This window comes from Pseudopontixanthobacter vadosimaris (genome assembly GCF_012979275.1).
In the GTDB taxonomy this organism is placed as follows: domain Bacteria; phylum Pseudomonadota; class Alphaproteobacteria; order Sphingomonadales; family Sphingomonadaceae; genus Pseudopontixanthobacter; species Pseudopontixanthobacter vadosimaris.
In genome coordinates, this window is sequence record NZ_JABASZ010000014.1 from 140,808 (window position 1) to 163,735 (window position 22,928).

General features: G+C 61.1%; 24 protein-coding genes, 3 tRNA genes and 1 CRISPR repeat array (1 of these 28 only partly in view). Of the genes, 8 read left to right on the plus strand and 19 right to left on the minus strand.

The genetic code is table 11. The annotated features are described in order from the left end of the window. Nucleotides 1-402: direct repeats of the CRISPR family, unit length 36 nt; unit sequence GCTGCGGTTGGACCGCGATTTCATGAATGCTATGCC (it extends 159 nt beyond the left edge of the window). 67 nt (nt 403-469) lie between these two features. The 5 genes from cas2 to cas9 (HG250_RS12890) all read right to left on the minus strand — a co-directional run bounded on the left by cas2 (nt 470) and on the right by cas9 (HG250_RS12890) (nt 5,015). After that, entirely contained in the window at nt 470-823 is a 354-nt protein-coding gene (gene cas2, locus HG250_RS02945; RefSeq protein ID WP_338103846.1) for a CRISPR-associated endonuclease Cas2, read from the minus strand. Next, nucleotides 820-1,740, minus strand: a complete 921-nt coding sequence (cas1, locus tag HG250_RS02950; RefSeq protein WP_205763507.1) for a type II CRISPR-associated endonuclease Cas1 — start codon at nt 1,738-1,740, stop codon at nt 820-822. Before cas1 ends, cas2 begins: the two co-directional genes overlap by 4 nt. A gap of 55 nt (nt 1,741-1,795) precedes the next feature. Further along, the gene (gene cas9, locus HG250_RS12880) at nt 1,796-3,910 is read right to left on the minus strand and encodes a type II CRISPR RNA-guided endonuclease Cas9 (protein WP_338103855.1); all 2,115 of its coding nucleotides are present in this window, start codon (nt 3,908-3,910) and stop codon (nt 1,796-1,798) included. Then, nucleotides 3,811-4,248 (minus strand): hypothetical protein, encoded by a 438-nt coding sequence (locus HG250_RS12885; protein WP_338103847.1) that lies wholly within the window; start codon nt 4,246-4,248, stop codon nt 3,811-3,813. The genes cas9 (HG250_RS12880) and HG250_RS12885 overlap by 100 nt, the downstream gene beginning before the upstream one ends. 140 nt (nt 4,249-4,388) lie before the next feature. Beyond that, nucleotides 4,389-5,015: a type II CRISPR RNA-guided endonuclease Cas9 gene (cas9, locus tag HG250_RS12890; RefSeq protein ID WP_240956875.1), complete on the minus strand. Its 627-nt coding sequence runs from the start codon at nt 5,013-5,015 to the stop codon at nt 4,389-4,391. A gap of 319 nt (nt 5,016-5,334) precedes the next feature. On the opposite strand from cas9 (HG250_RS12890), the gene HG250_RS02960 reads away from it, so the two are divergent. Continuing rightward, nucleotides 5,335-5,985 (plus strand): hypothetical protein, encoded by a 651-nt coding sequence (locus HG250_RS02960; protein ID WP_170002657.1) that lies wholly within the window; start codon nt 5,335-5,337, stop codon nt 5,983-5,985. Between the two features lie 7 nt (nt 5,986-5,992). Here the strand turns inward: HG250_RS02960 and HG250_RS02965 are convergent. The 5 genes from HG250_RS02965 to thiE all read right to left on the minus strand — a co-directional run bounded on the left by HG250_RS02965 (nt 5,993) and on the right by thiE (nt 9,176). After that, a tRNA-Leu gene (locus HG250_RS02965) sits at nt 5,993-6,077 on the minus strand. 42 nt (nt 6,078-6,119) lie between these two features. Then, nucleotides 6,120-6,974 carry an inositol monophosphatase family protein gene (locus tag HG250_RS02970; protein ID WP_170002659.1) on the minus strand — a complete coding sequence of 285 codons (855 nt, stop codon included), beginning with the start codon at nt 6,972-6,974 and terminating at the stop codon, nt 6,120-6,122. 5 nt (nt 6,975-6,979) lie between these two features. Continuing rightward, nucleotides 6,980-7,543, minus strand: coding sequence for an elongation factor P (gene efp / locus HG250_RS02975; protein WP_170002661.1), 564 nt, complete (start codon nt 7,541-7,543; stop codon nt 6,980-6,982). A 142-nt stretch (nt 7,544-7,685) separates the two neighbouring features. Next, nucleotides 7,686-8,459 (minus strand): M23 family metallopeptidase, encoded by a 774-nt coding sequence (locus HG250_RS02980; protein WP_240956876.1) that lies wholly within the window; start codon nt 8,457-8,459, stop codon nt 7,686-7,688. A gap of 63 nt (nt 8,460-8,522) precedes the next feature. After that, entirely contained in the window at nt 8,523-9,176 is a 654-nt protein-coding gene (gene thiE / locus HG250_RS02985) for a thiamine phosphate synthase (RefSeq protein ID WP_170002663.1), read from the minus strand. Between the two features lie 93 nt (nt 9,177-9,269). Between thiE and HG250_RS02990 the strand changes: the two genes are divergently transcribed. Further along, nucleotides 9,270-9,677, plus strand: a complete 408-nt coding sequence (locus HG250_RS02990) for a hypothetical protein (protein WP_170002665.1) — start codon at nt 9,270-9,272, stop codon at nt 9,675-9,677. A gap of 18 nt (nt 9,678-9,695) precedes the next feature. Here HG250_RS02990 and HG250_RS02995 read toward each other — a convergent pair whose 3' ends face one another. The 4 genes from HG250_RS02995 to tkt are packed head-to-tail and all read right to left on the minus strand — an operon-like array spanning nt 9,696 to nt 14,868. Next, complete coding sequence (locus HG250_RS02995; protein ID WP_170002667.1) at nt 9,696-10,604, minus strand: fructose bisphosphate aldolase; 909 nt, start codon at nt 10,602-10,604, stop codon at nt 9,696-9,698. Between the two features lie 31 nt (nt 10,605-10,635). Beyond that, on the minus strand, nt 10,636-11,847 hold the full coding sequence (locus HG250_RS03000; protein ID WP_170002669.1) for a phosphoglycerate kinase: 1,212 nt from the start codon (nt 11,845-11,847) through the stop codon (nt 10,636-10,638). 5 nt (nt 11,848-11,852) lie between these two features. Then, the gene (gene gap, locus HG250_RS03005; RefSeq protein WP_170002671.1) at nt 11,853-12,860 is read right to left on the minus strand and encodes a type I glyceraldehyde-3-phosphate dehydrogenase; all 1,008 of its coding nucleotides are present in this window, start codon (nt 12,858-12,860) and stop codon (nt 11,853-11,855) included. A 22-nt stretch (nt 12,861-12,882) separates the two neighbouring features. Next, nucleotides 12,883-14,868, minus strand: coding sequence for a transketolase (tkt, locus tag HG250_RS03010; protein ID WP_170002673.1), 1,986 nt, complete (start codon nt 14,866-14,868; stop codon nt 12,883-12,885). Between the two features lie 131 nt (nt 14,869-14,999). Between tkt and HG250_RS03015 the strand changes: the two genes are divergently transcribed. The 4 genes from HG250_RS03015 to HG250_RS03030 all read left to right on the plus strand — a co-directional run bounded on the left by HG250_RS03015 (nt 15,000) and on the right by HG250_RS03030 (nt 16,924). After that, complete coding sequence (locus HG250_RS03015; RefSeq protein ID WP_170002675.1) at nt 15,000-15,308, plus strand: hypothetical protein; 309 nt, start codon at nt 15,000-15,002, stop codon at nt 15,306-15,308. Continuing rightward, nucleotides 15,305-15,862, plus strand: coding sequence for a cell division protein ZapA (locus HG250_RS03020; RefSeq protein WP_170002677.1), 558 nt, complete (start codon nt 15,305-15,307; stop codon nt 15,860-15,862). The genes HG250_RS03015 and HG250_RS03020 overlap by 4 nt, the downstream gene beginning before the upstream one ends. A 265-nt stretch (nt 15,863-16,127) precedes the next feature. Beyond that, nucleotides 16,128-16,700, plus strand: coding sequence for a 5-formyltetrahydrofolate cyclo-ligase (locus tag HG250_RS03025; protein ID WP_170002679.1), 573 nt, complete (start codon nt 16,128-16,130; stop codon nt 16,698-16,700). Then, nucleotides 16,700-16,924 carry a DUF2842 domain-containing protein gene (locus tag HG250_RS03030; protein WP_170002680.1) on the plus strand — a complete coding sequence of 75 codons (225 nt, stop codon included), beginning with the start codon at nt 16,700-16,702 and terminating at the stop codon, nt 16,922-16,924. Before HG250_RS03025 ends, HG250_RS03030 begins: the two co-directional genes overlap by 1 nt. A gap of 199 nt (nt 16,925-17,123) precedes the next feature. On the opposite strand, the gene HG250_RS03035 is transcribed toward HG250_RS03030, so the two are convergent. Further along, a tRNA-Asp gene (locus HG250_RS03035) sits at nt 17,124-17,200 on the minus strand. Nucleotides 17,201-17,440: 240 nt separating this feature from the next. On the opposite strand from HG250_RS03035, the gene HG250_RS03040 reads away from it, so the two are divergent. Further along, the gene (locus HG250_RS03040) at nt 17,441-17,839 is read left to right on the plus strand and encodes a chromosomal replication initiator protein DnaA (RefSeq protein WP_170002682.1); all 399 of its coding nucleotides are present in this window, start codon (nt 17,441-17,443) and stop codon (nt 17,837-17,839) included. Between the two features lie 3 nt (nt 17,840-17,842). Here the strand turns inward: HG250_RS03040 and HG250_RS03045 are convergent, their stop codons facing one another. The 4 genes from HG250_RS03045 to thyA all read right to left on the minus strand — a co-directional run bounded on the left by HG250_RS03045 (nt 17,843) and on the right by thyA (nt 22,623). Next, a complete protein-coding gene (locus tag HG250_RS03045) occupies nt 17,843-19,186 on the minus strand; it encodes a dihydrolipoamide acetyltransferase family protein (RefSeq protein WP_170002684.1) in 1,344 nt (447 codons plus the stop codon). Between the two features lie 4 nt (nt 19,187-19,190). Beyond that, complete coding sequence (locus HG250_RS03050; protein ID WP_170003008.1) at nt 19,191-20,219, minus strand: alpha-ketoacid dehydrogenase subunit beta; 1,029 nt, start codon at nt 20,217-20,219, stop codon at nt 19,191-19,193. 53 nt (nt 20,220-20,272) lie between these two features. Continuing rightward, nucleotides 20,273-21,571, minus strand: coding sequence for a 3-methyl-2-oxobutanoate dehydrogenase (2-methylpropanoyl-transferring) subunit alpha (locus HG250_RS03055; RefSeq protein ID WP_170002686.1), 1,299 nt, complete (start codon nt 21,569-21,571; stop codon nt 20,273-20,275). Nucleotides 21,572-21,669: 98 nt separating this feature from the next. Then, nucleotides 21,670-22,623: a thymidylate synthase gene (gene thyA / locus HG250_RS03060; RefSeq protein WP_170002688.1), complete on the minus strand. Its 954-nt coding sequence runs from the start codon at nt 22,621-22,623 to the stop codon at nt 21,670-21,672. A 223-nt stretch (nt 22,624-22,846) separates the two neighbouring features. Between thyA and HG250_RS03065 the strand changes: the two genes are divergently transcribed. Next, nucleotides 22,847-22,923, plus strand: a tRNA-Pro gene (locus HG250_RS03065). The last annotated feature ends 5 nt before the right edge of the window (nt 22,924-22,928 follow it).

Genomic DNA, 22,928 nt, shown 5'->3' on the forward strand with positions numbered 1-22,928 from the left:
CTATGCCGGATGCCGTCATGGTCTTCCCGGCACCAGTGCTGCGGTTGGACCGCGATTTCATGAATGCTATGCCATCGAACTCTTCGACGGGTTCTTCATAAAGCTGCGGTTGGACCGCGATTTCATGAATGCTATGCCGATCGTCTCGATGACGTCGCGGGCCAGCTGGCTGCGGTTGGACCGCGATTTCATGAATGCTATGCCGATGCCGATCAGGCGGTTGGTCAGCGCGCCGCTGCGGTTGGACCGCGATTTCATGAATGCTATGCCAGCATCTCGAAACGGTGCGTCAGATACTCGGCTGCGGTTGGACCGCGATTTCATGAATGCTATGCCTGAAGCAGACAAGGCGAAGCTGCGGGAGAAGCTGCGGTTGGACCGCGATTTCATGAATGCTATGCCTGTGGATCGGTAACTGATTGATCGGCATAGTTTTTCTATAGCTCCCCCGCTTAAAAAGCGGCGCGAATCAATCGAACAGCGCGAGCTGTCCGGGACTTTTTCGCGCTCGCAAACGTCTTTGCGATGAGAATCGGACGATATTCTCGTATTGTTTGTCGGTGAAGCCAACCAAGTGAACATCGCCCTGCGGCGGCAAATGCCGACCGATCCGACCCGCAAGCGTGTCGTAATGTTCTTTGCCTGAACAAAATCGTGCATAAATTGAGAGCTGGCTCATTTCGAAGCCCTCGTCGACCAGGAAGTGCCGGAAATCCGTGGCGGCCTTGCGATTGGGCTTGGTGTCCACCGGCAAGTCGAACATGCACATTATCCACATCAGACGATATCCTGATAGAAAATATGTTTCGTGTCTCGCCATCATGCCCGTCCAAAACTCGCCAACTGGCTCGGTGAAGGTGGGGCGGGAAGAACCAGTTGGGGTCGAGCATTCGCGAAGCTGTCGGCCAGAGAGTGCGCTGCTCGCTGAATGCTGACGGCCAGAGTCGTGATGCCCTGAGGTCCATCCAGATCCATCGCAAGCAAGCTGGTGAGCTTCTCTTTCGCTTCGGGGCAGACGGAGTCATGTTCAGCGATCACTAGGCCGCGAACAACGACATCAATGTATGGACGGAACGGCTCCATCAGATCATCTGCCAGAGCCATGTCATTATGCGCCGCGCGGTGATGCAGGGCAATCGTTGGATGCAGCCCGCTCGCAACGATCGCGCGGGCGACGCAGGCGCGCAGCACGGTGTAGCCGTAGTTGAGCAAAGCGTTCGCTCCGTCCGCGTCGCGGTCGCGGCGGAAGCTGTTCCCCATCAGGCGCGGCCAATAGTGCCGGGCGGCCTGCGCTTCTCGATTATCAGGATCGCCCGAGCGAACCTGGCTCACAAGGCGGCGCAGCCGCTCGCCCTCGCCGCCGGTAGCACTCAGGACCGCAGCCTGCGTTTCGATCTTGGCGATGACGATTTGCTGCCACAGGCGCTTCTGTAGAGGCAGTTTCGCTGCGACCTGCGCCCGCATCCTGCCGCCTTGCGCGTGATGGCCGCTCAGTGGCCAAAGGCATGCGGTCGGCGCATGTTTGGCGTTGCAGAAGACGGCGAAAACGCTGCGCTCGGCGAGCGCCGACACCAGGTTCGCGCTAAAGGTCGATCCGTGCCCGTGGACTATCAGCGCTGCGACATCGTCGAGCGGCACCCGACCGCGCTCTTCGCCATCGCGGCTGACGAGCAGGAAGCCACGTTTCAGCGAGATATGCTGCCGGTCCCCGGCAATATCGACGACCCGTTCGATCCCCATTGAGCGTTCTCCGCATGGCAGGGACGCTATCTGTCACAAGTTTATGAAGAATTTCTCAGCCTCGCTCGAGCGGACCCGGATCCCAGACTTTGCCCAACTCGTCGATCCGGACCTGTCGGGCATTCGCTTTCTTCAATCCCCCCGCCGAGGGTGCGTAATACTTGAACGGATCGTCGGGATCGGCATCTCGCTTCTTCAGATTGCCGGCCTCGGTATGGCGAGCCAAGGTCAGCTGACCGTTTCGAGTAAACTTCACCACCCGACAGATACATTCGCCAAGTTGCGGATGATCAAGAGCGACGAGGTCGTTTTGATGAAGTTTCAGAATGCGTTTCGCTGCCGGGTGCGGGCGGCGCGCTTCAGGGTCAAAGTCGGGCTGATGGGCTTCGAACATGGTCAGAACATCGTGTTGCCACTTGCCATCGGGTAGCCGCCACACATCATAGCGATAGTTGGCGTCGCCCTTATAGCCCTTGTAGGCGCGCCCGTCTTTGTCGGTGATCTTCACGGTTTTCAGACCTTCGAGCACGCGAACATGACGGATCCCGCGATAGATCGGATGCTCCTTGGCGAACCTGCGCAGTGCCTCTTCTCGAGCCTTTCCGCTGGTATCGTCCACTGCCTTCTCCAGTTCGTTGCGTAAATGGTCGTCGCGCACGGCGGCGATCTTGGCGTCGCTGGTGAGCGAGAGTAGCGGGACACGGCGGACGACGATCGCGTTGCCTTTGCTATCCGTCTCACCCGTCAGGCCATAGGCGGTATCGTTGTGCAGCTGGCCAGATGTGGTGTCGTCACCGCGCGCTCGCTGCCCCTCCGAGGCTCGGCTCCCGTGGTCTGGTTTGTGACTGATCGTCACGCGGTTCAGGACGGTTTCCAAATCCCCTCGAAAACCCGGCCACGGTTCGGGCAGATCGCGGAAGATATTGTCACGGCCCTCCTCGTCGGCCTGTGCCGCGGCGATCGCCACGCGCTGCAGGAGCGACTGGTCGGTCAGTGCGATGACAAAGGCATCGATCATGTGGTGCCGATGGTCGAGGCGGTTCTTCTGCTTGGTGACATCGGCGTAATTGTGATCGGAAAGCAACTGGTTGAGCCCCCAATTGCGGCGCATCATCTCGGTCAATCGCCCCGGGATCACACGCACGCGCTGGCTGCCCGCACCTTTTTCCGGATAGAGCGCTTCCAAGTAGCTGCGCGCGAGGCGGGACAAATACTGGGTATCGGTCAGCTGCCGTGCAAGAAAACCCTGCTCGCTGCCGAACCGGGTCATGGCATCGGGGGCGAAGCGCCAGCGTTTGTTCGGCGGCAGGCTTTGCGCGCGATCCAGTATCGCTTCCCATTCCGGCGTGCTGCCGAACGCATCGAAGGGCGACCTATTGCCCTTGCGGCGATTGGCAGCAGCCATGCAAACGAGCCGGTTTGCCTGGCTGTCGTCCAGCGTCTCGCGCACCGGCAAAATATGATCGATATCGGTGCTGGCATCGAAGAGCATGCGGACACCGATGGGCGCGCCGGTATAGATGCACACCCTCGCCTTCGGATCGGGGTGAAGTTCCTCCCATGTCTTGAGCAAGGCGCGGTTGGCGCCGGAATTGCGAACACCGATCTCGTCCAGCCTCGTCCCGCGGCGCTCGGCTTCATCGCGGTTTCTGCGGTTGGCTGCGTTGACTTGGCGCTTCTGATCCTCGGACAGTTTGAGGTCGCGCGCCAGTTCCACAACGATATCGTGCGGTCTGCCATAACGCTTGATCAGGGCATTGAGCACGCGCCTCAGCTGGCCAAGGCCGATATGCACCGTGGGGTTGGTGATGCGGCCATACCGTTCGGCATCGTCGTCGTCGGGATCTTGCGAGCCGGGCGGGATGTTGTGCGCGAGGATCTCGCCATAGTAGGGTAGTTCGCCCAGCACCTCGCCGGTTCGCCGGTCGCTGTGATGCCATCCGCACAAGGACACGGCCTGCGATTCGGCGATGACGGCGCCATCCGCGTCGACCTCGTTTGACAGTCGCTCGAGGATAGCGGCCGTGGCGGTCGGTCCGATGCGCCCGTGACCTTCGGGAAGACGCGCGTTCACGAGCGCATCCGCCACATCGGGTTCAAAGCCTTTCTCCTTGACGAGGAACTCGCGCAAGGCGCTCTCGTCTTCCTCGTCCTTGAGCCGGCGAACCAGAGCCCATTGGTTATCGCATGAAAGGTCGCGCCACGCAGGTCCGTACACCCTGACCATCTCAGCCTCGACTTCATCCCCAACCAGGCCTGTGCCGCGCTGCTCTTCGCCCCGGAACCGCTGTCGCGCGGCAACCGCGCAGCCTTGCGCAACTGACCCCAGGTCATGCTGCGCTTGGTGCTGGCGGGCGTTCTGAATGCGGCGAGGATCTGATTGCGCTCCTCGCGGGTCAGCGCACGCGTCTCGTCACCGAGCCTTTCGACGGTCAGTTCGTTGACCGCCTTCACGAGCCGGAAGCGCTGAAATAGCGGATGCGCTTTCGCGATCCTTTCCTCGTCCACATAGCTGCAACGACCGACACGCGGGGGCTTCAGGGGACGCTGACCGAAAATGACGTGGTGCAGGCGCCCTCTGGCTTCGTCCGTCAGCAGGCCGGGGTGATGACGCGTTTGCGCATCCCACAGCGCATCGAATTCCGCCTCTAGATGCCTGCGCGCGGGATAGAATCGTAGCCATCCTGACCATCGTTCCGCCTGATGCGCGTCCGGCGCTGGTCAGGCGTACGCGATTGCGGATCGAGCCGGTGCCGCTGCCACAGAAACTCGCCATAAGTTCGCGCTCCGGCGGCTGCCATTGCCGAGTCGAGATTGTCGTGTCCGCTTGCCACGACGCCAAGCTCGGCGGCGTCGCCCGCGCTGCGGTTTGCCTTCCGATTCGACTTGAACCCGCGCCGCTGGTTCAGGTGAAACAAGGCACGGCCGAGAAAGTGCGGCGGAACAGCTTCGTCGAGAGCTGTCGCGCGAATGTGATAGGGGTCGAGTGAAACGAGTGCTTTGCGATTCTTCTCGTCCTCCGGCATCAGACCGAAACGGACAAGCTCCTGCAGGAGAACTTCGCGTCGGCGCAGATAGCGGTCGCGGCGGCGGCGCATGGCTCGCGCATTCCGACGATCGACGGCCAGCGAAGTGCCAGTCTTCGCTTCGCGTCCGTTCGCGTAAATTCGCACGCCACCGTCGAGCACGCCGACCGGGTTGTGATCGTCGTCCAGTTTCAATGCGCACCATCCCAGCGAGTTCGTGCCGAGATCGATGCCAAGCCGATATGTCATGCAGTTCCTCCTCGGCTTGACTTCTGTCAGCTGCGGACGCAAAGCAAGAGCATTCATGAAATCGCGGTCTGATCGCTAGCAAGTAGTCAGAACTGCACCAAATCAGGGTCGTCCTGCGGGGCGGCCCTTTTTGTTTTCCGGCTTTTGAACGACAACGATGGTGCTTTGCGATTTTGCCAGTCGTCTCGGCCCAAGTCGCGCAATTGATCACAGAAATTCGGCACTCTTTTTTGCCGCCTCGGTTGGCAGTTGACGCGATCTGTAACCGACGAGATCGCGCGAATGTCTGTCTGTTCGGGCACCGCGAGATGAAGTCGCTATGACAGAGATTGGGGCGCAAAGCGGCCAGAATGGCAGAGCGAATTCCGTCGAGTTCGATGAAATCGACACCATCAGCGATCATTCGCCGAACCCGGCAAGACACATTTCGATGCCCCGCCGAGAGTGGCTGGCGAAACTACCCTTCCTATCTTCGATCTGGTCGATTGCATTTACCACTGTGCGGCAATGTCGCAGCAGTCGGAAGCAGCTGACGCGGGATTGCTCGAATCGGCCTTCGACCCTGAATTCCTGCCTCCCATCGAGGTCATCAAAAGCGACGATGGAAACTATGCGGGTCGAAGACGGCTATCGCCGCGTGCAAGCGCTTCGAACCGTCCATCACAACAAGATAGATACGCAGGTAAGGTGCATCGTCTACACTGGAACCGAAGAGCAAGCGGTTCGAGATATGTGCGACAACGCGGTCGGAACGGCGATGCGCACCAAAATTCAATCAGCCGCCGTCGATCGAAACGCCCATCGAGTCACAGGTTTGACTCAAATCGCTATCACCGAACAGCTTTTCGCAGCTGCCTCCGAGGTGTCTGTAAGCAAAAAGGGCATCCAGATTTCCGGTTCAAAATCAGTGCTGGAGAGCGCGAGTTGGCCAAGGGTCTCCCCCACTGGAGGGGAGTGTTCCCATCTTTAACCAGAAGTGGTGCCCCTGGCCGGACTCGAACCGGCACTTCCGAAGAAACTCGATTTTGAGTCGAGCGCGTCTACCAGTTCCACCACAGGGGCATCTCACTGCGACATGGGCGATAGCGCCCTGCCGCAAAGGCTTCAAGCAGGCTTTTTCGTTGCCACCCTCTCCGAAGTGCCCTTCAGCGCCCCGGCGAGCGATTTGTGCAGCCTGGAATGCAGCGTATCGTTCGCCGCCAGCACCTGCCGGTCGCAGATCGGCAGCGAACGGCCACGATAATCGGTGACGAAGCCACCGGCCTCCCGCACCAGCAGGCAGCCAGCCGCCGTATCCCAGACGCTCAGATCGCTTTCCCAGTAACCGTCGAAACGGCCTGCGGCGAGCCAGGCAAGATCGAGCGATGCCGCACCGAAACGCCGGATACCCGCCACCTGCGGAGCGATGGCACCGGAGATGCGTGACCATTCATCGAAATCGCCATGCCCGTGGAACGGTGTGCCCGTAGCGATCAGTGCATCGGCCAGCCGCCCTCGTGATGACACGCGAAGCCGCGCATCCTGCAACCACGCCCCGCGCGACTTTTCTGCCCAGAAGGTCTCGTCGGTCACCGGCTGATAGACGCAGGCCGCGAAGACATCGCCCCATCCGCTGCCATCCGGCTTCGGTTCCTGCGCGGCGATGGAGATCGCGAAATGCGGGATGCCGTGCAGGAAATTGCTCGTCCCGTCTAGCGGGTCCACGACCCAGCGCGGCATACCCGGCGCGCCTTCGATCCGGCCCCCTTCCTCAAGCTCGAACCCCCAGTCGGGCCGTGCGTTGAGCAATTCGTCATAGAGGGTGCGTTCGGAATTCTGATCGGCCTTGGAAACGAAATCCGCAGGACCCTTGCGGCTCACCTGCAGATGCGCAACCTCGCCGAAATCACGGCGCAGACGATTGCCCGCCTTGCGCGCGGCACGTTCCATGACGCGAATGAGGCCTGAAATCGCAACCATCGGCCTCAGCTCACCTTGCCGACATAGGTGCGTTCGTAGACATCGACCACGATACGCGTGCCGCTTTCGATATGCGGCGGCACCATGACGCGCACACCGTTCTCAAGCACGGCAGGCTTGAAACTGGAGGAAGCTGTCTGGCCCTTCACCACGGCATCGGCTTCGACAATCGTGGCTTCGACCTGTTCGGGTAAAGCGACGCTGATCGGCCTTTCGTCATAAAGTTCGAGGGTGACATCCATCCCATCCTCCAGAAATGCCGCAGCATCGCCCAGCAGATCGGTGGGGAGGGTAATCTGTTCGAAAGTATCCTTATCCATAAAGACGAGCGCTTCATCCCCGGCATAAAGATACTGAAAATCCTTTGTATCGAGGCGGACTTTTTCTACCGTATCGGCGCTGCGAAAGCGGACATTGGTCTTGCGCCCGTCGATCAGGTTCTTCATCTCTACCTGCATGTAGGCCCCGCCCTTCCCCGGCTGCGTATGCTGGATCTTGGCGACCTTCCAGATACCTTTCTCATATTCGAGAATATTGCCCGGACGGATATCGACGCCGCTGATTTTCATGAAACTGCCTGTTCGCTGGAGAATGAGGCGACCACGAGGCCCGCCGCATGGGCAGGGAGCCGCTTCGTTGGCGCGGGCCTTAGCCGAGGATGGACGCGGCGGCAAGGCTCGCAGGAGTGCGGCTGCACGCGCCGCCAGGACGTCAAGCGGCCGAGCTTGCAGCCGCGTCGCCCGTCAGCAGGGGATAGGGGTTGATGGCATTGGACGGTTCCCACCACTCCGCATCCGCAGTCGTGCGGAGGATGGAATAATGCAGGTGCGGCGCATCAATCGACGCATTTCCGGTGCTGCCCACCGAGCCCAACCGTTGTCCGCGGCGCACCCGCTGTCCTTCCTTCAACCCCGGCGCATATTCCGCCAGATGAGCATAATAATGGATCGTCAACCGGTCGGCGGACCGGACATAAATGGTGTTGCCGCCCTGCTGCGACACGAATAGTCGCTCGACGGTACCAGGCGCTGCCGCGACGACCGAAGTGCCTTCCGGTGCCATGATGTCGATCGCTTCATGCAGGCGGCGCCCTCCCCTACGATCATCGGTGAAAGTATCGGTCAGGTCGGTGCTTCGTACATTGAGAACAGGGATTATCAGATTGCGCCCTTCCGCGCCCAGCGGCTGGCTTGCCGCCACTGTGTCCAGCGCTTTCGCCGCATCGCCTGCAGCAGTGTTGGCTAATGCAGGATCGGACGGACCGTCGGCAGGCGGTACGGGACTGGGGGCGGAATGCGCGGGGCGGGTGCTCGCGATCTGGCCTTCGCTCCCCGCGTTTTCCATCAGGCTGCCGCCCGCGATGATCCATGCGGCGGACGTCAATGTCGCAGTGACAACGACGGTCAATATCCGATCGGTCGTATTCAGCGCCATTTTCTTGTCATTCACCTTGGCCTTCAGCGGTTCGCGAGGCAGGAGGGACATACCCCCGCTTTTGCTATGTCACCATGGACTATAGAGCGGACAGGCGCAGGCGCTATCGAATTATCATGCCGGGCGCATTGCACGCGCGAATTCCCTGATCGCCGCCGCCTCATCGCCGTTCCAGATCGCACCGCATACCGCCAGGAAGTCGGCACCGGCCTTCACGAGCGGCGCACAATTGGCGGGGGTGATGCCCCCGATTGCCACGCAGGGAAGTTCGAACATGCCCTGCCACCAGTCCAGAATTTCCGGTTCGGGACGATGATCCGAAGGCTTGGTTGAACTGGGGTAGAATGCGCCGAATGCGACATAATCGGCACCCTGCTCACCCGCCTCCATCGCCAAGTGACGGCTGGCATGGCAGGTGACGCCGATCTGCACGTCCGGCCCAAGCTCCTCGCGTGCATCGCGCGGAGACGCATCCTGCTGCCCCAGATGGATACCGTCGGCGTGCAGGCGCCTGGCAAGAGCGACATCGTCATTGACGACGAAGCCTACCTCATGCGCCGCGCAAATCTCCTGCAGCGGCAAGGCAAGCCGCGCCGCCTCGTGCTGATCCAGCCCTTTTACGCGGAACTGAAACGCAGTGACCAGGCCGAAAGTCCTGTCTGCTTCAAGAGCTTTTTCCAGCCGGGCAGGGAATCCGCCCCCTGTTTCAAGCGGGCTGATGAGGTAAAGCTGGCAGGGGGTGCGCGGAAATTCTTGTGTATCGGCCATGCCCGCGCTCTACTCCGCCAGCAGGCAAACGCCAAGGTGGGATCGCCAGCAAGGCGGTCGTCTTGCCGGCTCATTTACCAGGACAGGGAAGCCATGCCGAAATTTTCGTACCGCGCCGCTTCAACCACCCTGCTCGCCGGTACACTCATGGCCTGTTCGGCTGCGCCTGATGCGCGGCTGGAGACGGCGGAAACAGAGATGCGGTTTGTCACCCTGCAGCAGAGCGCAGCAATTCGGTCACTCACCATCTTGCCGATCGAAGTGGTGGAGGACAGCCGTTGCCCGGTGCGGACCACATGCGTCTGGGCGGGCCGTTTCGTCCTTACGGCGCTGATTACAGGACCAGGCTGGCAGCAGACAGTCGATCTCGTGCTGGATGAGCCGCAATTTGTCCGCGGCTACATTGTTGCCCTGGCGGCAGTCATGCCGGTTACAAAGGTCGAAGGCGAAACGAGGCCGAATGACTATCGTTTCGCCTTCGAAGTTGAAGAACGGACCTGATCCGCCCTTCCTGCCCTGTCAGGCCGCCTTAATCTCGCGGCCCGTGCTGGCGCAGCTGATCTCTTCGATGGCACGGCCGAGTGCGCTATCGAATTCACCCTCGTCCATATCGGCCTGCAGGACTTCGAGAAGCGCGCGGCTGAAGCTGGCGATCATGCCATCGTTCTTCGCCAGTTCCCGGCAGGCATCCTCACGCGAATAGCCGCCCGAAAGAGCGACGACGCGCAGGACTTTCGGGTGATCGACCAGCGGTTTGTAGAGGTTCGGTTCACTCGGGATCGTCAGCTTCAACATGATCTGACGGCCATCCTGAAGCCGGTCCAACTCGTCGAGAATGGCGGCGACGAGCAGGTTTTCCGCCTGCGGCCTGCTGTCGCTCTCGAGCGATACCTCAGGTTCGAGGATCGGCATCAGACCGGCGTCAAGGATCTGCTTGCCGAAATCGAACTGCTGGGCGACCACCGCTTCGATGCCGGCCTGGTCCGCCTCATGAATGACACTGCGCATCTTCGTTCCGAAAACGCCGAGTTCCTTCGCGCGGGCGCATTGCGCGTTCAGATCGGGGATCGGCTTCATCAACTGCACGCCATTTTCGGCGTCGTGCATGCCCTTGTCGACTTTCAGGAACGGGACCACACCGCGGCGCGACAGCAGTTCGGGAATGGGCGAGCCATCTTCGCTACAGCCCTCCATCGTCTTTTCGAACAGGATCGCACCGATCACACGTCCATCGGAAAAGCTGGGAGCGTTAATGATACGGCACCGCATCTTGTGGATCTGACCGAACATCTCCTCGTCGCCGGACCATTCATCGTCCTTGACGCCATAGGACCGCAGCGCCTTCGGAGTCGAACCGCCACTCTGGTCGAGCGCCGCGATGAAGCCGTTTCCCTCGGCCATCTTCTGCTTCATTTCGTCGTAAGTCATTTCATCACCCTGGTTCTTGCGATTGGTTCGGTCAGGCGCGCAAGGCAGCCACACCGGGAAGCCTCTTACCTTCCATCCATTCGAGGAAAGCGCCGCCTGCAGTTGAAATATAGGTGAAATCCTCAGAAACACCCGCGTGGTTCAGCGCGGCAACAGTATCGCCGCCGCCCGCGACGGACACCAGCGATCCCTCCGCCGTCAGCGCAGCGGCCGTGCGGGCCAGCGCCACAGTGGCGGCATCGAACGGTTCCGTTTCGAACGCGCCCAACGGGCCGTTCCAGACGAGCGTCCGGCAGGTCTTCAGCACGTCACCCAGCGTCTCGGCAGCTGCCGCACCGATGTCGAGGATCATCTCGTCACTGGCGACTTCGTGCACATTGCAGGTGCGCACGCCGGGCGGATTGGCGGCGAATTCGGTCGCCACCACGACGTCATAGGGCAGGTGGACCGTGCAGCCCGCATGATCGGCGACGTCCATGATACGGTTGGCCGTATCGCGCAGATCATGTTCGCAGAGCGACGCGCCCACGTCCACGCCGCGCGCGGCCAGAAAGGTGTTGGCCATGCCGCCGCCGATAATCAGATGATCGACCTTGCCGACCAGATGTTCAAGCACGGCGAGCTTCGATGAAACTTTCGCTCCGCCCACGACCGCGGCGACCGGCTTCTCCGGCCTGTCCAGTGCAGCCTCCAGTGCCTTCAACTCGCTTTCCATGGAGCGCCCGGCGAAAGATGGCAGAAGATGCGCCAGACCTTCCGTGCTTGCATGGGCGCGATGCGCGGCGGAGAAGGCGTCGTTGACGTAGAAGTCCCCGTTTTCCGCGATAAGCGCGGCAAATTCCGGATCGTTGGCTTCCTCGCCAGGCCAGAAGCGGGTGTTCTCCAGCATCGCAATATCGCCATGCCCAAGGATGCCGACGGATTGTGCCACGACCGGGCCGCCCACCTCGGGCACGAACATGACCTCGCGCCCCAGCACATCCTCCACGGCGTCGAGAGTCATGCTGACCGACAGGGTCGACGATCGCTGCCCCCCGGGCCTGCCGAAATGAGCAAGCAGCAGGACCTTCGCACCTGCATCGGCCAGTTCGAGAATGGTCGGCGCACTGGCGCGAATGCGCGTGGTGTCGGTAACCGACCCCTCACGCATCGGCAGATTGAGATCGACCCTGACGAGCGCGACCTTGCCGGCCACGCTCCCCAGGTCGGTTTCCAGATCGTCGAGAGTCCTGAAGTTGCTCATCGCGATCAGATCAGCTTCGCCATGACGCCTGCGGTATCGACCATGCGGTTGGAGAAGCCCCATTCATTGTCATACCAGGACACGATGCGCGCCAGCTTGCCTTCGAGCACCGCAGTTTCAAGACTATCGACGGTGGAGCTTGCCGGATAATGATTGAAGTCGCTGCTCACCAGCGGCTGATCGGTGAAGTCCAGCACGCCCTTCATCGCACCTTGTGACGCGGCCTTCAGCGCATCGTTCAGTTCTTCGCGTGTCGTGTCGCGCGACGGCGTGAACACCAGGTCGATCAGGCTGACATTCGGCGTCGGTACGCGGACGCTGGACCCGTCCAGCTTGCCGTTCAGTTCGGGCAGGACCAGGCCGACGGCACGCGCCGCACCGGTGGTGGTCGGAATCATGTTCTGCGCACCGCCGCGCGCGCGGCGCATGTCGGAATGCATCTGGTCGAGCATGCGCTGGTCATTGGTATAGCTGTGGATCGTGGTCATGAAGCCGCGCTCGATCCCGACGGTGTCCTGCATCACCTTGGCAACAGGTGCGAGGCAGTTGGTCGTGCAGCTTGCATTCGAGACAATCACATCTTCAGCTGTGAGTGTTTCATGGTTCACGCCGTAAACGATGGTTTTCGTTACGTTCTTCGCGGGTGCGGAGATCAACACCCGTTTGGCGCCCGCGTCCAGATGCGGCTGTGCCGCTTCGTGACTCTGGAAAAAACCGGTGCATTCCAGCACCAGGTCGATGCCCATGTCCCCATGCGGCAGCTTGCCCGGTTCGCGCTCCGAAGTCACGGCGATCTCGCGCCCGTCAACCGTGATGCTCTTGCCGTCGGTGCTTACCTCGCCCGGAAAGCGGCCATGAGTGGAATCATACTGGAACAGCAACGCATTCGCCTCGGCATCGGCCAGATCGTTGATAACGACGAGTTCCAGATCGTGATCGCTCCGCTCCAATATGGCGCGTGCCACCAACCTGCCAATACGTCCGAAACCGTTGATCGCAACTTTCGTCGCCATGTGAAATACTCCTGGTAAGTTGTCAGATTTTCTCGAGAATTCTGGGAATGATGGCATCGGCGGTGAAGCCGAACTTTTCCATCAGGTCGCCGATCGGGGCGGAAGCACCAAAGCGATCGAGGCCGATGTTCAGCCCGTTCGGCATGGTGTAGCGCTCCCATCCGAAGGTCGTTCCTGCTTCGATCGTCACGCGCAGGATGCTGGCCGGATCTTCATTGGGCAGAATGCTTTCCCTGTATTCCGCCGTTTGGGCATCGAACAGTTCCGTACAGACCATCGAAACGACATCGGCGCCAATATCCTGCTCTTCAAGCTTCGCGGCAACTTCCATCGCCAGCTGCACCTCCGAACCGGTGGCGATCAGGATGATCTTGCGATCTCCCTCCGCAGCTTTCAGACGATAGGCACCCCGTTCGCAACGATTGTGCTTGCTCGGTTCGGTGCGCAATTGCGAAAGATCCTGTCGGCTGAGCGCGAGAACGGTCGGGCGATCCTTCTGCCGCAGGGCGATCTCCCAGCATTCCGCCGTTTCCACCGCGTCAGCCGGCCGCATTACCAGAAGGTTCGGCATGGCGCGCAGGCTCTGCAGATGCTCGACAGGCTGATGGGTCGGCCCGTCTTCGCCAAGACCGATGGAATCATGCGTCATGACGTAGATCACCCGCGCTTCCTGCAATGCAGAAAGGCGGATCGCCCCGCGGCAGTAATCGGTAAATACCAGGAAGGTGCCGCCATAGGGAATGACGCCGCCGTGCAGCGCCATCCCGTTCATGGCAGCGGCCATGCCAAATTCACGAATGCCGTAATAGACATAACGTCCGCTGTAATCATCCGCCGTGAAAGGCTCGATTCCGCCAGCCTTGGTGTTGTTCGACCCGGTCAGATCGGCAGAACCCCCGATGGTTTCGGGCAGCATATCGTTGATGCGGGCCAAAGCATTCTCGCTGGCCTTGCGTGTCGCGGTTTTCTGCGGCGCGTCCAATAGCGAGGCGATGTGATGATCGAGCGAAAAATTTTCCGGCAGATCGCCCCGCATCCGGCGCGAGAATTCGTCCCTGAGTTCCGAAGTGTCGAACCGGCCATGCCAGGCCGCACGCGCCTTCTTGCCGTGCTCCCCCGTAGCGGACCAGTCGGACAGGATTTCCGCAGGAATGTCAAAGGGCTCGGAATTCCAGCCCAGGGTTTCGCGCACCGCAGCGACCTCGTCGTGGCCGAGCGCCGCCCCATGTGTCGCGGAAGTGCCCTGCTTGTTGGGCGAACCCTTCCCGATGATGGTCGAGCATGCCACCAGCGACGGCCGCTCATCGGCGATCGCTTCTTCGATCGCGCGCTCGATATCGGCGAAATTATGGCCGTCGCATGAAACGGTGTGCCAGCCCGTGGCTTTGTAGCGGGCGAGGATGTTCTCGCTGGTCGAAAGCGCCGTGCTTCCGTCGATGGTGATCTTGTTATCGTCCCACAGCACGATCATCTTGCCCAACTTCAGATGTCCGGCAAGCCCGATGGCTTCGTGGTTGATACCTTCCATCAGGCAACCGTCACCCGCGATCATCCACGTTCTGTGATCGACGAGATCGTCACCGAAGCTTGCATTCAGATGCCGTTCGGCCATCGCCATGCCGACACCCATGGCAAGCCCCTGCCCCAGCGGCCCTGTCGTGCATTCCACGCCGTCGAGCAGGAAATTTTCGGGGTGTCCGGCGCAGGGACTGCCAAGCTTGCGGAAATTGCGGATGTCATCCATCGTCGGCCTTGCGTAACCCGACAGATGCAGCAGGGCATAAATCAGCATCGATCCATGACCTGCCGACAGAATGAAACGGTCACGGTCTGGCCAGTCCGGAGTGGTGGGATCGAATTTCAGATATTCTGACCACAATACCGCGGCCACATCGGCCATGCCCATCGGCATGCCGGGGTGCCCGCTATTGGCGGCCTGCACCGCGTCCATCGACAGGGCGCGTATGGCGTTCGCCATGGGCTGCAGGCGGGCGGGATCGAGACTCATGCCGTGTAGGCTCCTGAACTGTAGCGTAATTGGCGCACTGATTCGATGCGCGCGAAGCCTTTGCGGAGCGACCGGTATAGGTCAAGCGCAGCGCGCCCTCGCGGCGGGACAGATGCCCAGCATCAGTGCCGGTGTCTATCTACGTCCACCCCTCAGGTACCTGCGACAAACCTTTGCCGCGAGGCTGCTTTTCGTTCTATCATGAAACCATGGACGACTCGCGTATCGAATCGGCGGCACGACGGATAGAGGCGGCACTTGCGCGCATCGCCGCCGCATCGGAGACCCTGCAGCCGACCCTTGACGAAAAAGGTCAGGTTGCAGGCGCGGCAAGCGATTCGTCGACCGCTGATCTCATTGCCCGTCATGAAAGACTGCGCGAAACTGTCGAGGCGGGCGTGCGCGATCTGGACCTTCTGATCGGGAAGCTGGAAAGATGAGCACGCACGGTGGCCAGGTGACGCTCTCCATCGGCGGACGGCCATATACGGTTGCCTGTGCGGCGGGCGAGGAAGATCACATCAAGAGGCTGGCGGCTCTCGTCGATGAAAAGATGGCGCAGCTTGGTTCCGCCAGGGCTCCGCAGGCATCGCAGAACCTGTTGTTCTGTGCGCTTCTGCTGGCTGACGATCTGCACGAACGCACTGCGGAGCTGGCAGAAGTCTCCGCTTCGCTGGCGCATGTCCGGCGAGATCGGGGCGCCTCCGACGATCACCGCGATAGAGCGGAAGAGGAGAAGAGTTCCCTGCTGAGCAAAATCAGTCAGTTGCGGGCCGATGCGGAAAGATTTTCTGAAGAACGGGGAGGCATGGCGGCCGAGATCGACAGGCTGCACCGGCAGCTTGCCGAACAGGCCGGCAGCCCTGCGAAGACGTTCTCGGCATCGTCCGACGATCCGGCACTCGCCCCCGCGCTGGAACATTTCGCCGAAATGCTCGAAAAATGCGCCGACGGGCTTGAAGGCAGGCTTGGAAGTGCCGCCGCCATGCACTAGATAGGTGTTGGCGGGACTGCCCGATACGAGCCGATGAACATCCCTGAGGCTATAACCATATCCTAGGGAGCTGTCCCTGCCCGGGGTAACGTGGCTACACGGGGCTTCGGTGCACATGGCGCCCACCTGACGTTTCGCGTCAGAGGATCTCGAGGCAAACGATCCATGGTGGTTCCGTCATCCCGCCCTATACCGCTCGCCACACATGCCCATCGATGACAGGTTCGGCTGGCCTGAACCGGTGCCAAGGAACTGACTCAGGCTGATGCAAAGCAAGGTCGAATTACGGAAGAGCCTTCGCAGGCTGCGGCGCGAACATGTCGCCAGCCTCGATGAAAGAACCCGCGCTCTGCTGTTCATGCGCCCGCCCGGTGCGGCGCTCGCACTGGTGCCTGACGGGGCGAGTGTCGGACTTTATCACGCGGCTGCCGAGGAGGCTCCTGCGGCTCGTTATGCCCAGTTCTTCCAGGAAGCGGGCCATGATATCGCCTTGCCAAGGTTCCAAAGCGAGGGTGCACCGATGCAGTTCGCCCGGCACAGCGACCCTCTGGGCGGCAGCGACCTGGTAACGGGGCCCTACGGCTTGATGCAACCTGCGGCGGATGCAGACATATTGCAGCCCAGGGTGCTTTTCGTGCCGCTCCTCGGATTTGCCGAGGACGGGGGACGGATCGGTCGGGGCGGTGGCCATTATGATGCCTATCTGGCGGCGCATCCCGATGTCGTTCCCATCGGCCTTGCCTGGGACGTGCAGCGCGTTGACGATCTGCCGCAGGAGGCGCATGATATCGCCATGCGCGCAATCGTGACCCCTACCCGGATTTTCGGCCCGTTCTGATGCGCGAGGAACCGACCTGGCGTCTTCCGGTAGGCATTCTGGCGCTCCTCACCTGCCTGGTGATCTATGCCTTATGCGTTGCATGGGCGAGTGAGTGGATATCTCTGCTGCCGGTCTGGTTGCAGACAATCGCCTATCTCGTGCTGGGTGTGCTATGGTTGCTGCCGCTGCGGAATTTCCTGATCTGGATGGAAACCGGTCGCTGGGGCGAGCCGCCGGCCTGAATAGAGGAACAGGTGCAGGAACAGCGTGTGACGCCGGCATCCGTAAACCGGCCATACGTTGCAGCGACTGCGACAGCATAGAAACAGGGAGCAGCGGATTACCCGGCCTGACCTGCGCCATGCATCCAGCGACGTAATTTCAGGAACCTTCACCTGCGGCAGGCTGCAAGATCGACCGATCGCCAATTCGCTGGGAAAATGGCGCGAGTGACGGGACTTGAACCCGCGACCTCCGGCGTGACAGGCCGGCGCTCTAACCAACTGAGCTACACCCGCGTGAACTGGCTGTTGCCGTTCGGGAGCCGCGCAATTAGGCGAGGTGTTCCACCCTGTCAACGAGCAAAACGGCAAAATTCCGATCAATTTGCGATATGCGGACAATGTCGTGAAAAGGCGCTCCTGTTAACCATATCTTCGCCATGTTCTGTGAAGGCTCGGGGTGAAACAGCCGGGGGGGCAGAAGACATGGTTTGCAAACCCTTATGGGCCGGAATAGGGGCGGCAGCAGCGGCTCTGATGGCACAGCCCATCGCCGCGGCGGGCAAGGTCGAAATCAGCCGCGGCATCTATGTCGAGAACATGACAGCCGATGGCACACTCGCCCTGGAACCCGCCTCGATGCTGCGCGAAGGCGACAGCGTGGTTTTGGTCATTTCCTGGCGCGTACAAGATGCCGCGCGTGGTTTTACCATGGCAAGCGCGGTGCCCGGCGCGCTCAGCTTCCAGAGGAGCAGCACTGAGGCGGCCGAAATTTCGACTGACGGCGGGCGCAGCTGGCGCCGGCTGGACCGCGCGGGAAGACAGACGGGGGAGACTTATCAGGCCCCCTCCCCCGGCGCGATCACGTATTTGCGATGGCGCATCGCTCCTGACAGAAATAGTGGGCAGATTACCTACCGCGCGATCGTCCGTTGACGGTCAGTTGATCAGCAGATTGGCCGGCGCTTCGATCAGGCGCTTCATATCCTGCACGAAGCTGGCGGCATCATATCCGTCGACCACCCGGTGATCGCAGCTGATCGAGATATTCATCAGCTTGCGCTTCTCGATCTTCTCGCCGCCCATGCCATCGGGCACGAACATGGGTCGTTCCACGATCCGGTTCGGGCCGATGATCGCCACCTCGGGCCGGTTGATGACCGGCGTGGTCGCCACGCCGCCGAGCGGCCCCAGCGATGTCAGCGTCAGGGTGGAACCCGACAGTTCCTCCGATTTTGCGGTTCCATCGCGCGCTGCATTGGCGAGGCGCAGGACTTCATTCGCCAATTGCCACAGGTTCTTCGCCTGCGCGTCGCGGATGACCGGCACCATCAGGCCGTTATCCGTCTGGGCCGCCATGCCGAGGTGAACGCTGCCGTGCCGCGTCACGACATTGGCTTCATCGTCATAACGCGCGTTGATCATCGGATAGTCCGGCAGCACCTTGCAGATTGCCGTTATCAGCAGCGGCAGCATGGTCAGTTTCGGCTTGTCGCCCCGCCTGTCGTTCAATTGCGCGCGCAGGCGTTCGAGTTCGGTGACGTCCACCTCCTCGACATAGGAGAAATGCGGGATGTTGCGCTTCGACGCGGCCATGTTCTGCGCGATCCGTTTGCGGAGACCGATGACCTTGATGTCCTCGTCCTTCCGGGCCTTGCCGGCCGCCGCGAAACCGCCGCCGCCGCCATAGGACAGGAACGCGTCCAGATCGGCATGACGGACACGGCCGTCTTCCTGCGGGCGGACCTGCTGCAGATCGACACCGAGATCGCGTGCCCGCCTGCGAACGGCCGGGCTGGCGAGGATCCGGGTACTCGATGCCTTGCGCCCGGTGCCGGGCTGATCGTTCGGCGAATTGGAGGCCTCGTCCTGCTCCTTCCGATCATCCTGCCCGCGTGCGATCGCATCATTGGCATCGGAAGCGTCGGAGTTTTCCACCTCGATCCGGGTAGAAACATCATCGTCCTTCGGAGCCGGGGCGGGAGCGGGTGACGGCGCCTGCGCCGCAGTAGCCTCGTCGCCGGGTTCGCCCGCGCCTTCTCCTTCGACTTCGATCACGACCAGCATCGATCCGATCGCAATGGTATCTCCGGCCTCGCCAGCCACTTCGAGAACCTTGCCCGACACGGGGCTTTCGAGGTCGATCGTCGCCTTGTCGGTCATCACGTCGGCAAGGCGGGCGTCCTCCTCAACAGTGTCGCCGACCTTGACGTGCCATTCGACGATTTCGGCTTCTGCGATACCTTCGCCGATGTCGGGAAGATTGAATGTGAAACGGGCCATTGTCTTACTCGCTCAAGATCTTGTCGATCGCCTCGCCAATGCGGACGGGACCGGGGAAATATGCCCATTCCAGGCTGTGCGGATAGGGTGTGTCGAAGCCGGTCACGCGTTCGACCGCGGCTTCGAGATGATAGAAGCAGCGTTCGGTGACGAGTGCCGACAGTTCCGCGCCGAAGCCGGATGTCCGCGTCGCTTCATGCACGATCAGGCACCGCCCGGTCTTCTTCACCGAAGCCTCGATCGCTTCTATGTCGAGCGGGACGATCGTTCTGAGGTCCAGGATCTCGGCATTTACGCCCTTGGCGGCGCAGACCGCTTCGGCGACATGGACCATGGTGCCGTAGGCGAGGACCGTCAGCTCGTCCCCCTCGGTCACCTTGCGCGCCTTGCCCAGTTCGACACGGTAATATCCTTCTGGAACGATGCTCTGCGCGTGCTTCTTCCAGGGTTCTACCGGCTTATCGTAATAGCCGTTGAAGGGGCCGTTATAGATGCGTTTGGGTTCGAAGAAGATGACCGGGTCATTGTCCTCAATGGATGCGATCAGAAGTCCCTTGGCATCATAGGGGTTGGACGGAATCACCGTTTTCAGGCCGGAGACGTGGCTGAAAATCGCTTCAGGGCTCTGGCTGTGAGTCTGCCCGCCGAAGATACCGCCCCCAAAGGGCGAACGCACCGTCATCGGCGCGATATATTCGGCAGCGGATCGGTATCGCAGCCGCGCCGCTTCGGAGATCAGCTGGTCGAGACCGGGGTAGATGTAATCGGCAAACTGGATTTCCGGCACCGGCCGCAATCCATATGCGCCCATGCCGACAGCGACGCCTATGATGCCGCATTCGGAGATCGGCGTGTCGAACACCCGCGTCTTGCCGTGCTTTTCCTGCAGGCCCGCCGTGCAGCGGAACACCCCGCCGAAATAGCCGACATCCTCGCCCATCACCACGACGTTGGAGTCGCGCTCCAGCATGATGTCGAGCGCGTCGTTGATCGCATCGATCATGTTCAGGCGGCGTTCTCCGTCAGCGCCCATGCCCTTCTTGCCCGCAGCCTTCTCCGCAGCGCCGGCCTTCTGTGTCTGGGCGTTCATTCCGGCAATCCTTCGGGAAATTTCGTCTCTCGCTCGTGAATGGCCTGTGTGCTCTGTTCCTTCAGGTGCCAGGGCAATTCCTCGAAAACATCCTCGAACATGGTGCGGAACGGATGATGAAGGCCGTGGCCGAGGATGCCGTTCTTTTCCGCTTCCTTGGTCGCCTTCTTCACTTCGGTCGCGCAATTCTCGTCCAGCGCCGTCTGCCGCTCCTCATCCCATTCGCCGAGCGCGATCAGGTGGTTCTTCAGCCGCATGACCGGATCGCCGAGCGGCCATTCCTCACGTTCCTGCGCGCTGCGATAGCCGCTGGGATCGTCGGAGGTCGAATGCCCTTCCGCGCGATAGGTGAAATGTTCGATCAGCGTCGGCCCGCCATTGGCACGGGCGCGATTGGCTGCCCAGCGTTCGGCAGCGTAAACGGCCAGCGGATCGTTTCCGTCCACCCGCAGCCCCGCGATGCCATAGCCGACGGCCCGGGCGGCGAAACTGGTGCGTTCCGCCCCGGCAAAACCGGAGAAGCTGGAAATGGCCCACTGATTGTTGACGACGTTCAGGATCACTGGCGCATTATAGACGGCAGCGAAGGTGCAGGCGGCATGGAAATCGCCTTCCGCGGTGGAGCCTTCGCCGACCCATGTCGCGGCGATCCGGCTGTCGCCCTTGATCGCACTCGCCATCGCCCAGCCCACGGCCTGCGGCGTCTGGGTGGCCAGGTTCCCGCTGATCGAGAAGAACGATTTGTCGCGGCTGGAATACATGATGGGCAGTTGCCGGCCCTTCAGCTTGTCGGCGCTGTTGGAATAGATCTGGTTGATCATCTCCGTCAGCGGATAGCCCCGCGCGATCAATATGCCCTGTTGGCGATAGGATGGGAACACCATATCGTCCGACGCCAGCGCCATGGCGGCCGAGATCGACGTCGCCTCTTCCCCGGTGCATTTCATGTAGAAGCTGGTCTTGCCCTGCCGCTGCCCGCGGAACATGCGCTCGTCAAAAGCACGCACCACTGCCATGTGGTGCAGCATTTCGCGCAAAGTGCCGGCGTCTAGTTTCGGATCCCAGGGACCATGGGGCAGGTGGTCATCGCCGAGTACGCGAATCAGATCGGTCGTCAGCGGGTTGGTTTCAGCAGCATCGCATCCTTCGTCGGGTCGCGGTTGCGCTCCGGCTTCGGTGATCGTCAGATGACCGAAATCGACGGTGTCGCCGGGGCGATAACTGGGTTCGGGTACATGCAACTGCAGCGTAGGTCTGTTCTGCCCTTGCTGTGCCTGATCGGGCCGGTCGGCCATTCATGCTCTCCCATTGGCGTCAGCAGTTTTCTTCTAACAAGCTGTTATTTTATTTCAGCAGGACGAGATGGTCAAGGCAACCGATCAGCCGATCTTCGTCATACTGCAACCGGGGCAGTCAGCTTTCCCAGCGGCTCGTAACCGTGAACTGCGAAATCGTCGATGCGATAGTCGAAGATGCTCTCGGGTCTGCGCCTGATTTCGAGCCGAGGATGGCCCTGCGGCAATCGCTGCAACTGTTCCTCGACCAGTGTCGCCTGATTTTCGTAGAGATGCACATCACCGCCCATCCAGACGAACTCGCCTGGGCGCAGATCCGTCTGTTGTGCGATCATCCTCTGCAACAGGGCGCCCGCCCAAAGGTTGAACGGAAGCCCCAGAGCGACGTCGCAACTGCGCTGATACAGCGCACAATTCAGCCGCCCATCTGCAACCTGGAACTGATAGGTCTTGTGGCAGGGCGGCAGGGCCATCCGGTCGATCTCGGCAACGTTCCAGCCTTCTACGATATGGCGCCGGCTGGTGGGGTTTTCCCGTAAGGAGGTAACCAGTTGCGTAACCTGGTCGATACCTTCACCGCGGCGAAACAGCCCGTCACCTGCCGGCACGAAGGTCGGCCAGTTCACCCATTGTTTTCCGTAAACCGGCCCCAGATCGCCCCATTGCGAGGCGAACGCGGCATCATCCACAATCCGCTGCGCGAAATCCTCTCGCGCAATGTCGGATCCTGTCTCCTGCCGGTAGCGCGCCAGCGGCCAGTCGGTCCAGATCTGGACATTCTGCTGGCACAAGGGTCGGATGTTGGTTTCACCGGTGAGGAACCAAAGCAATTCACGCGTGGCGGTCTTCCAGTAGACTCGCTTGGTGGTAAGCAGCGGCATTGCGCCATCCGACAGATCGAACCGCAAGGTATGGCCGAAGATCGAACGGGTTCCGATCCCGGTGCGGTCATCCTGCCGGACGCCATCCGTCCAGATTTTGCGCATCAGATCGAGATATTGAATTTCGGGATGAGCCACGGGATCATCTGTCTTGGCGGACTTGGCCGTCATGTCGGGATCGGTCGATGAAAAGCACTGCCCATGCCGTAGCCCCTAGCGCGTCCGGCGCCGTGTTGCATCCCCATTTGCGGCCCTTACCTGCCCCGAGCGATGGCGCGGCCTGTTGAACGATATCGTCAGCCGTCCGGTCAAAAGTTCGCTTGCCAGCCGCTGGATGCCCACCTATAGGCCCGCCTCTGCCTCGCCCCCGCCGCAATGCGGGTCTGGCATCGGTCGGGGAGTAGCTCAGCCTGGTAGAGCACTGTCTTCGGGAGGCAGGGGCCGGAGGTTCGAATCCTCTCTCCCCGACCATATTT

What these genes read in the sequence shown, in the direction of transcription:
- cas2 (WP_338103846.1), bottom strand. Translation starts at nt 823, where the DNA reads ATGATGGCGAGACACGAAACATATTTTCTATCAGGATATCGTCTGATG.
- cas1 (WP_205763507.1), bottom strand. Translation starts at nt 1,740, where the DNA reads ATGGGGATCGAACGGGTCGTCGATATTGCCGGGGACCGGCAGCATATC.
- cas9 (WP_240956875.1), bottom strand. Translation starts at nt 5,015, where the DNA reads ATGACATATCGGCTTGGCATCGATCTCGGCACGAACTCGCTGGGATGG.
- HG250_RS02960 (WP_170002657.1), top strand. Translation starts at nt 5,335, where the DNA reads ATGACAGAGATTGGGGCGCAAAGCGGCCAGAATGGCAGAGCGAATTCC.
- HG250_RS02970 (WP_170002659.1), bottom strand. Translation starts at nt 6,974, where the DNA reads ATGGTTGCGATTTCAGGCCTCATTCGCGTCATGGAACGTGCCGCGCGC.
- efp (WP_170002661.1), bottom strand. Translation starts at nt 7,543, where the DNA reads ATGAAAATCAGCGGCGTCGATATCCGTCCGGGCAATATTCTCGAATAT.
- HG250_RS02980 (WP_240956876.1), bottom strand. Translation starts at nt 8,459, where the DNA reads ATGTCCCTCCTGCCTCGCGAACCGCTGAAGGCCAAGGTGAATGACAAG.
- thiE (WP_170002663.1), bottom strand. Translation starts at nt 9,176, where the DNA reads ATGGCCGATACACAAGAATTTCCGCGCACCCCCTGCCAGCTTTACCTC.
- HG250_RS02990 (WP_170002665.1), top strand. Translation starts at nt 9,270, where the DNA reads ATGCCGAAATTTTCGTACCGCGCCGCTTCAACCACCCTGCTCGCCGGT.
- HG250_RS02995 (WP_170002667.1), bottom strand. Translation starts at nt 10,604, where the DNA reads ATGACTTACGACGAAATGAAGCAGAAGATGGCCGAGGGAAACGGCTTC.
- HG250_RS03000 (WP_170002669.1), bottom strand. Translation starts at nt 11,847, where the DNA reads ATGAGCAACTTCAGGACTCTCGACGATCTGGAAACCGACCTGGGGAGC.
- gap (WP_170002671.1), bottom strand. Translation starts at nt 12,860, where the DNA reads ATGGCGACGAAAGTTGCGATCAACGGTTTCGGACGTATTGGCAGGTTG.
- tkt (WP_170002673.1), bottom strand. Translation starts at nt 14,868, where the DNA reads ATGAGTCTCGATCCCGCCCGCCTGCAGCCCATGGCGAACGCCATACGC.
- HG250_RS03020 (WP_170002677.1), top strand. Translation starts at nt 15,305, where the DNA reads ATGAGCACGCACGGTGGCCAGGTGACGCTCTCCATCGGCGGACGGCCA.
- HG250_RS03025 (WP_170002679.1), top strand. Translation starts at nt 16,128, where the DNA reads ATGCAAAGCAAGGTCGAATTACGGAAGAGCCTTCGCAGGCTGCGGCGC.
- HG250_RS03030 (WP_170002680.1), top strand. Translation starts at nt 16,700, where the DNA reads ATGCGCGAGGAACCGACCTGGCGTCTTCCGGTAGGCATTCTGGCGCTC.
- HG250_RS03040 (WP_170002682.1), top strand. Translation starts at nt 17,441, where the DNA reads ATGGCACAGCCCATCGCCGCGGCGGGCAAGGTCGAAATCAGCCGCGGC.
- HG250_RS03045 (WP_170002684.1), bottom strand. Translation starts at nt 19,186, where the DNA reads ATGGCCCGTTTCACATTCAATCTTCCCGACATCGGCGAAGGTATCGCA.
- HG250_RS03050 (WP_170003008.1), bottom strand. Translation starts at nt 20,219, where the DNA reads ATGGGCGCTGACGGAGAACGCCGCCTGAACATGATCGATGCGATCAAC.
- HG250_RS03055 (WP_170002686.1), bottom strand. Translation starts at nt 21,571, where the DNA reads ATGGCCGACCGGCCCGATCAGGCACAGCAAGGGCAGAACAGACCTACG.
- thyA (WP_170002688.1), bottom strand. Translation starts at nt 22,623, where the DNA reads ATGACGGCCAAGTCCGCCAAGACAGATGATCCCGTGGCTCATCCCGAA.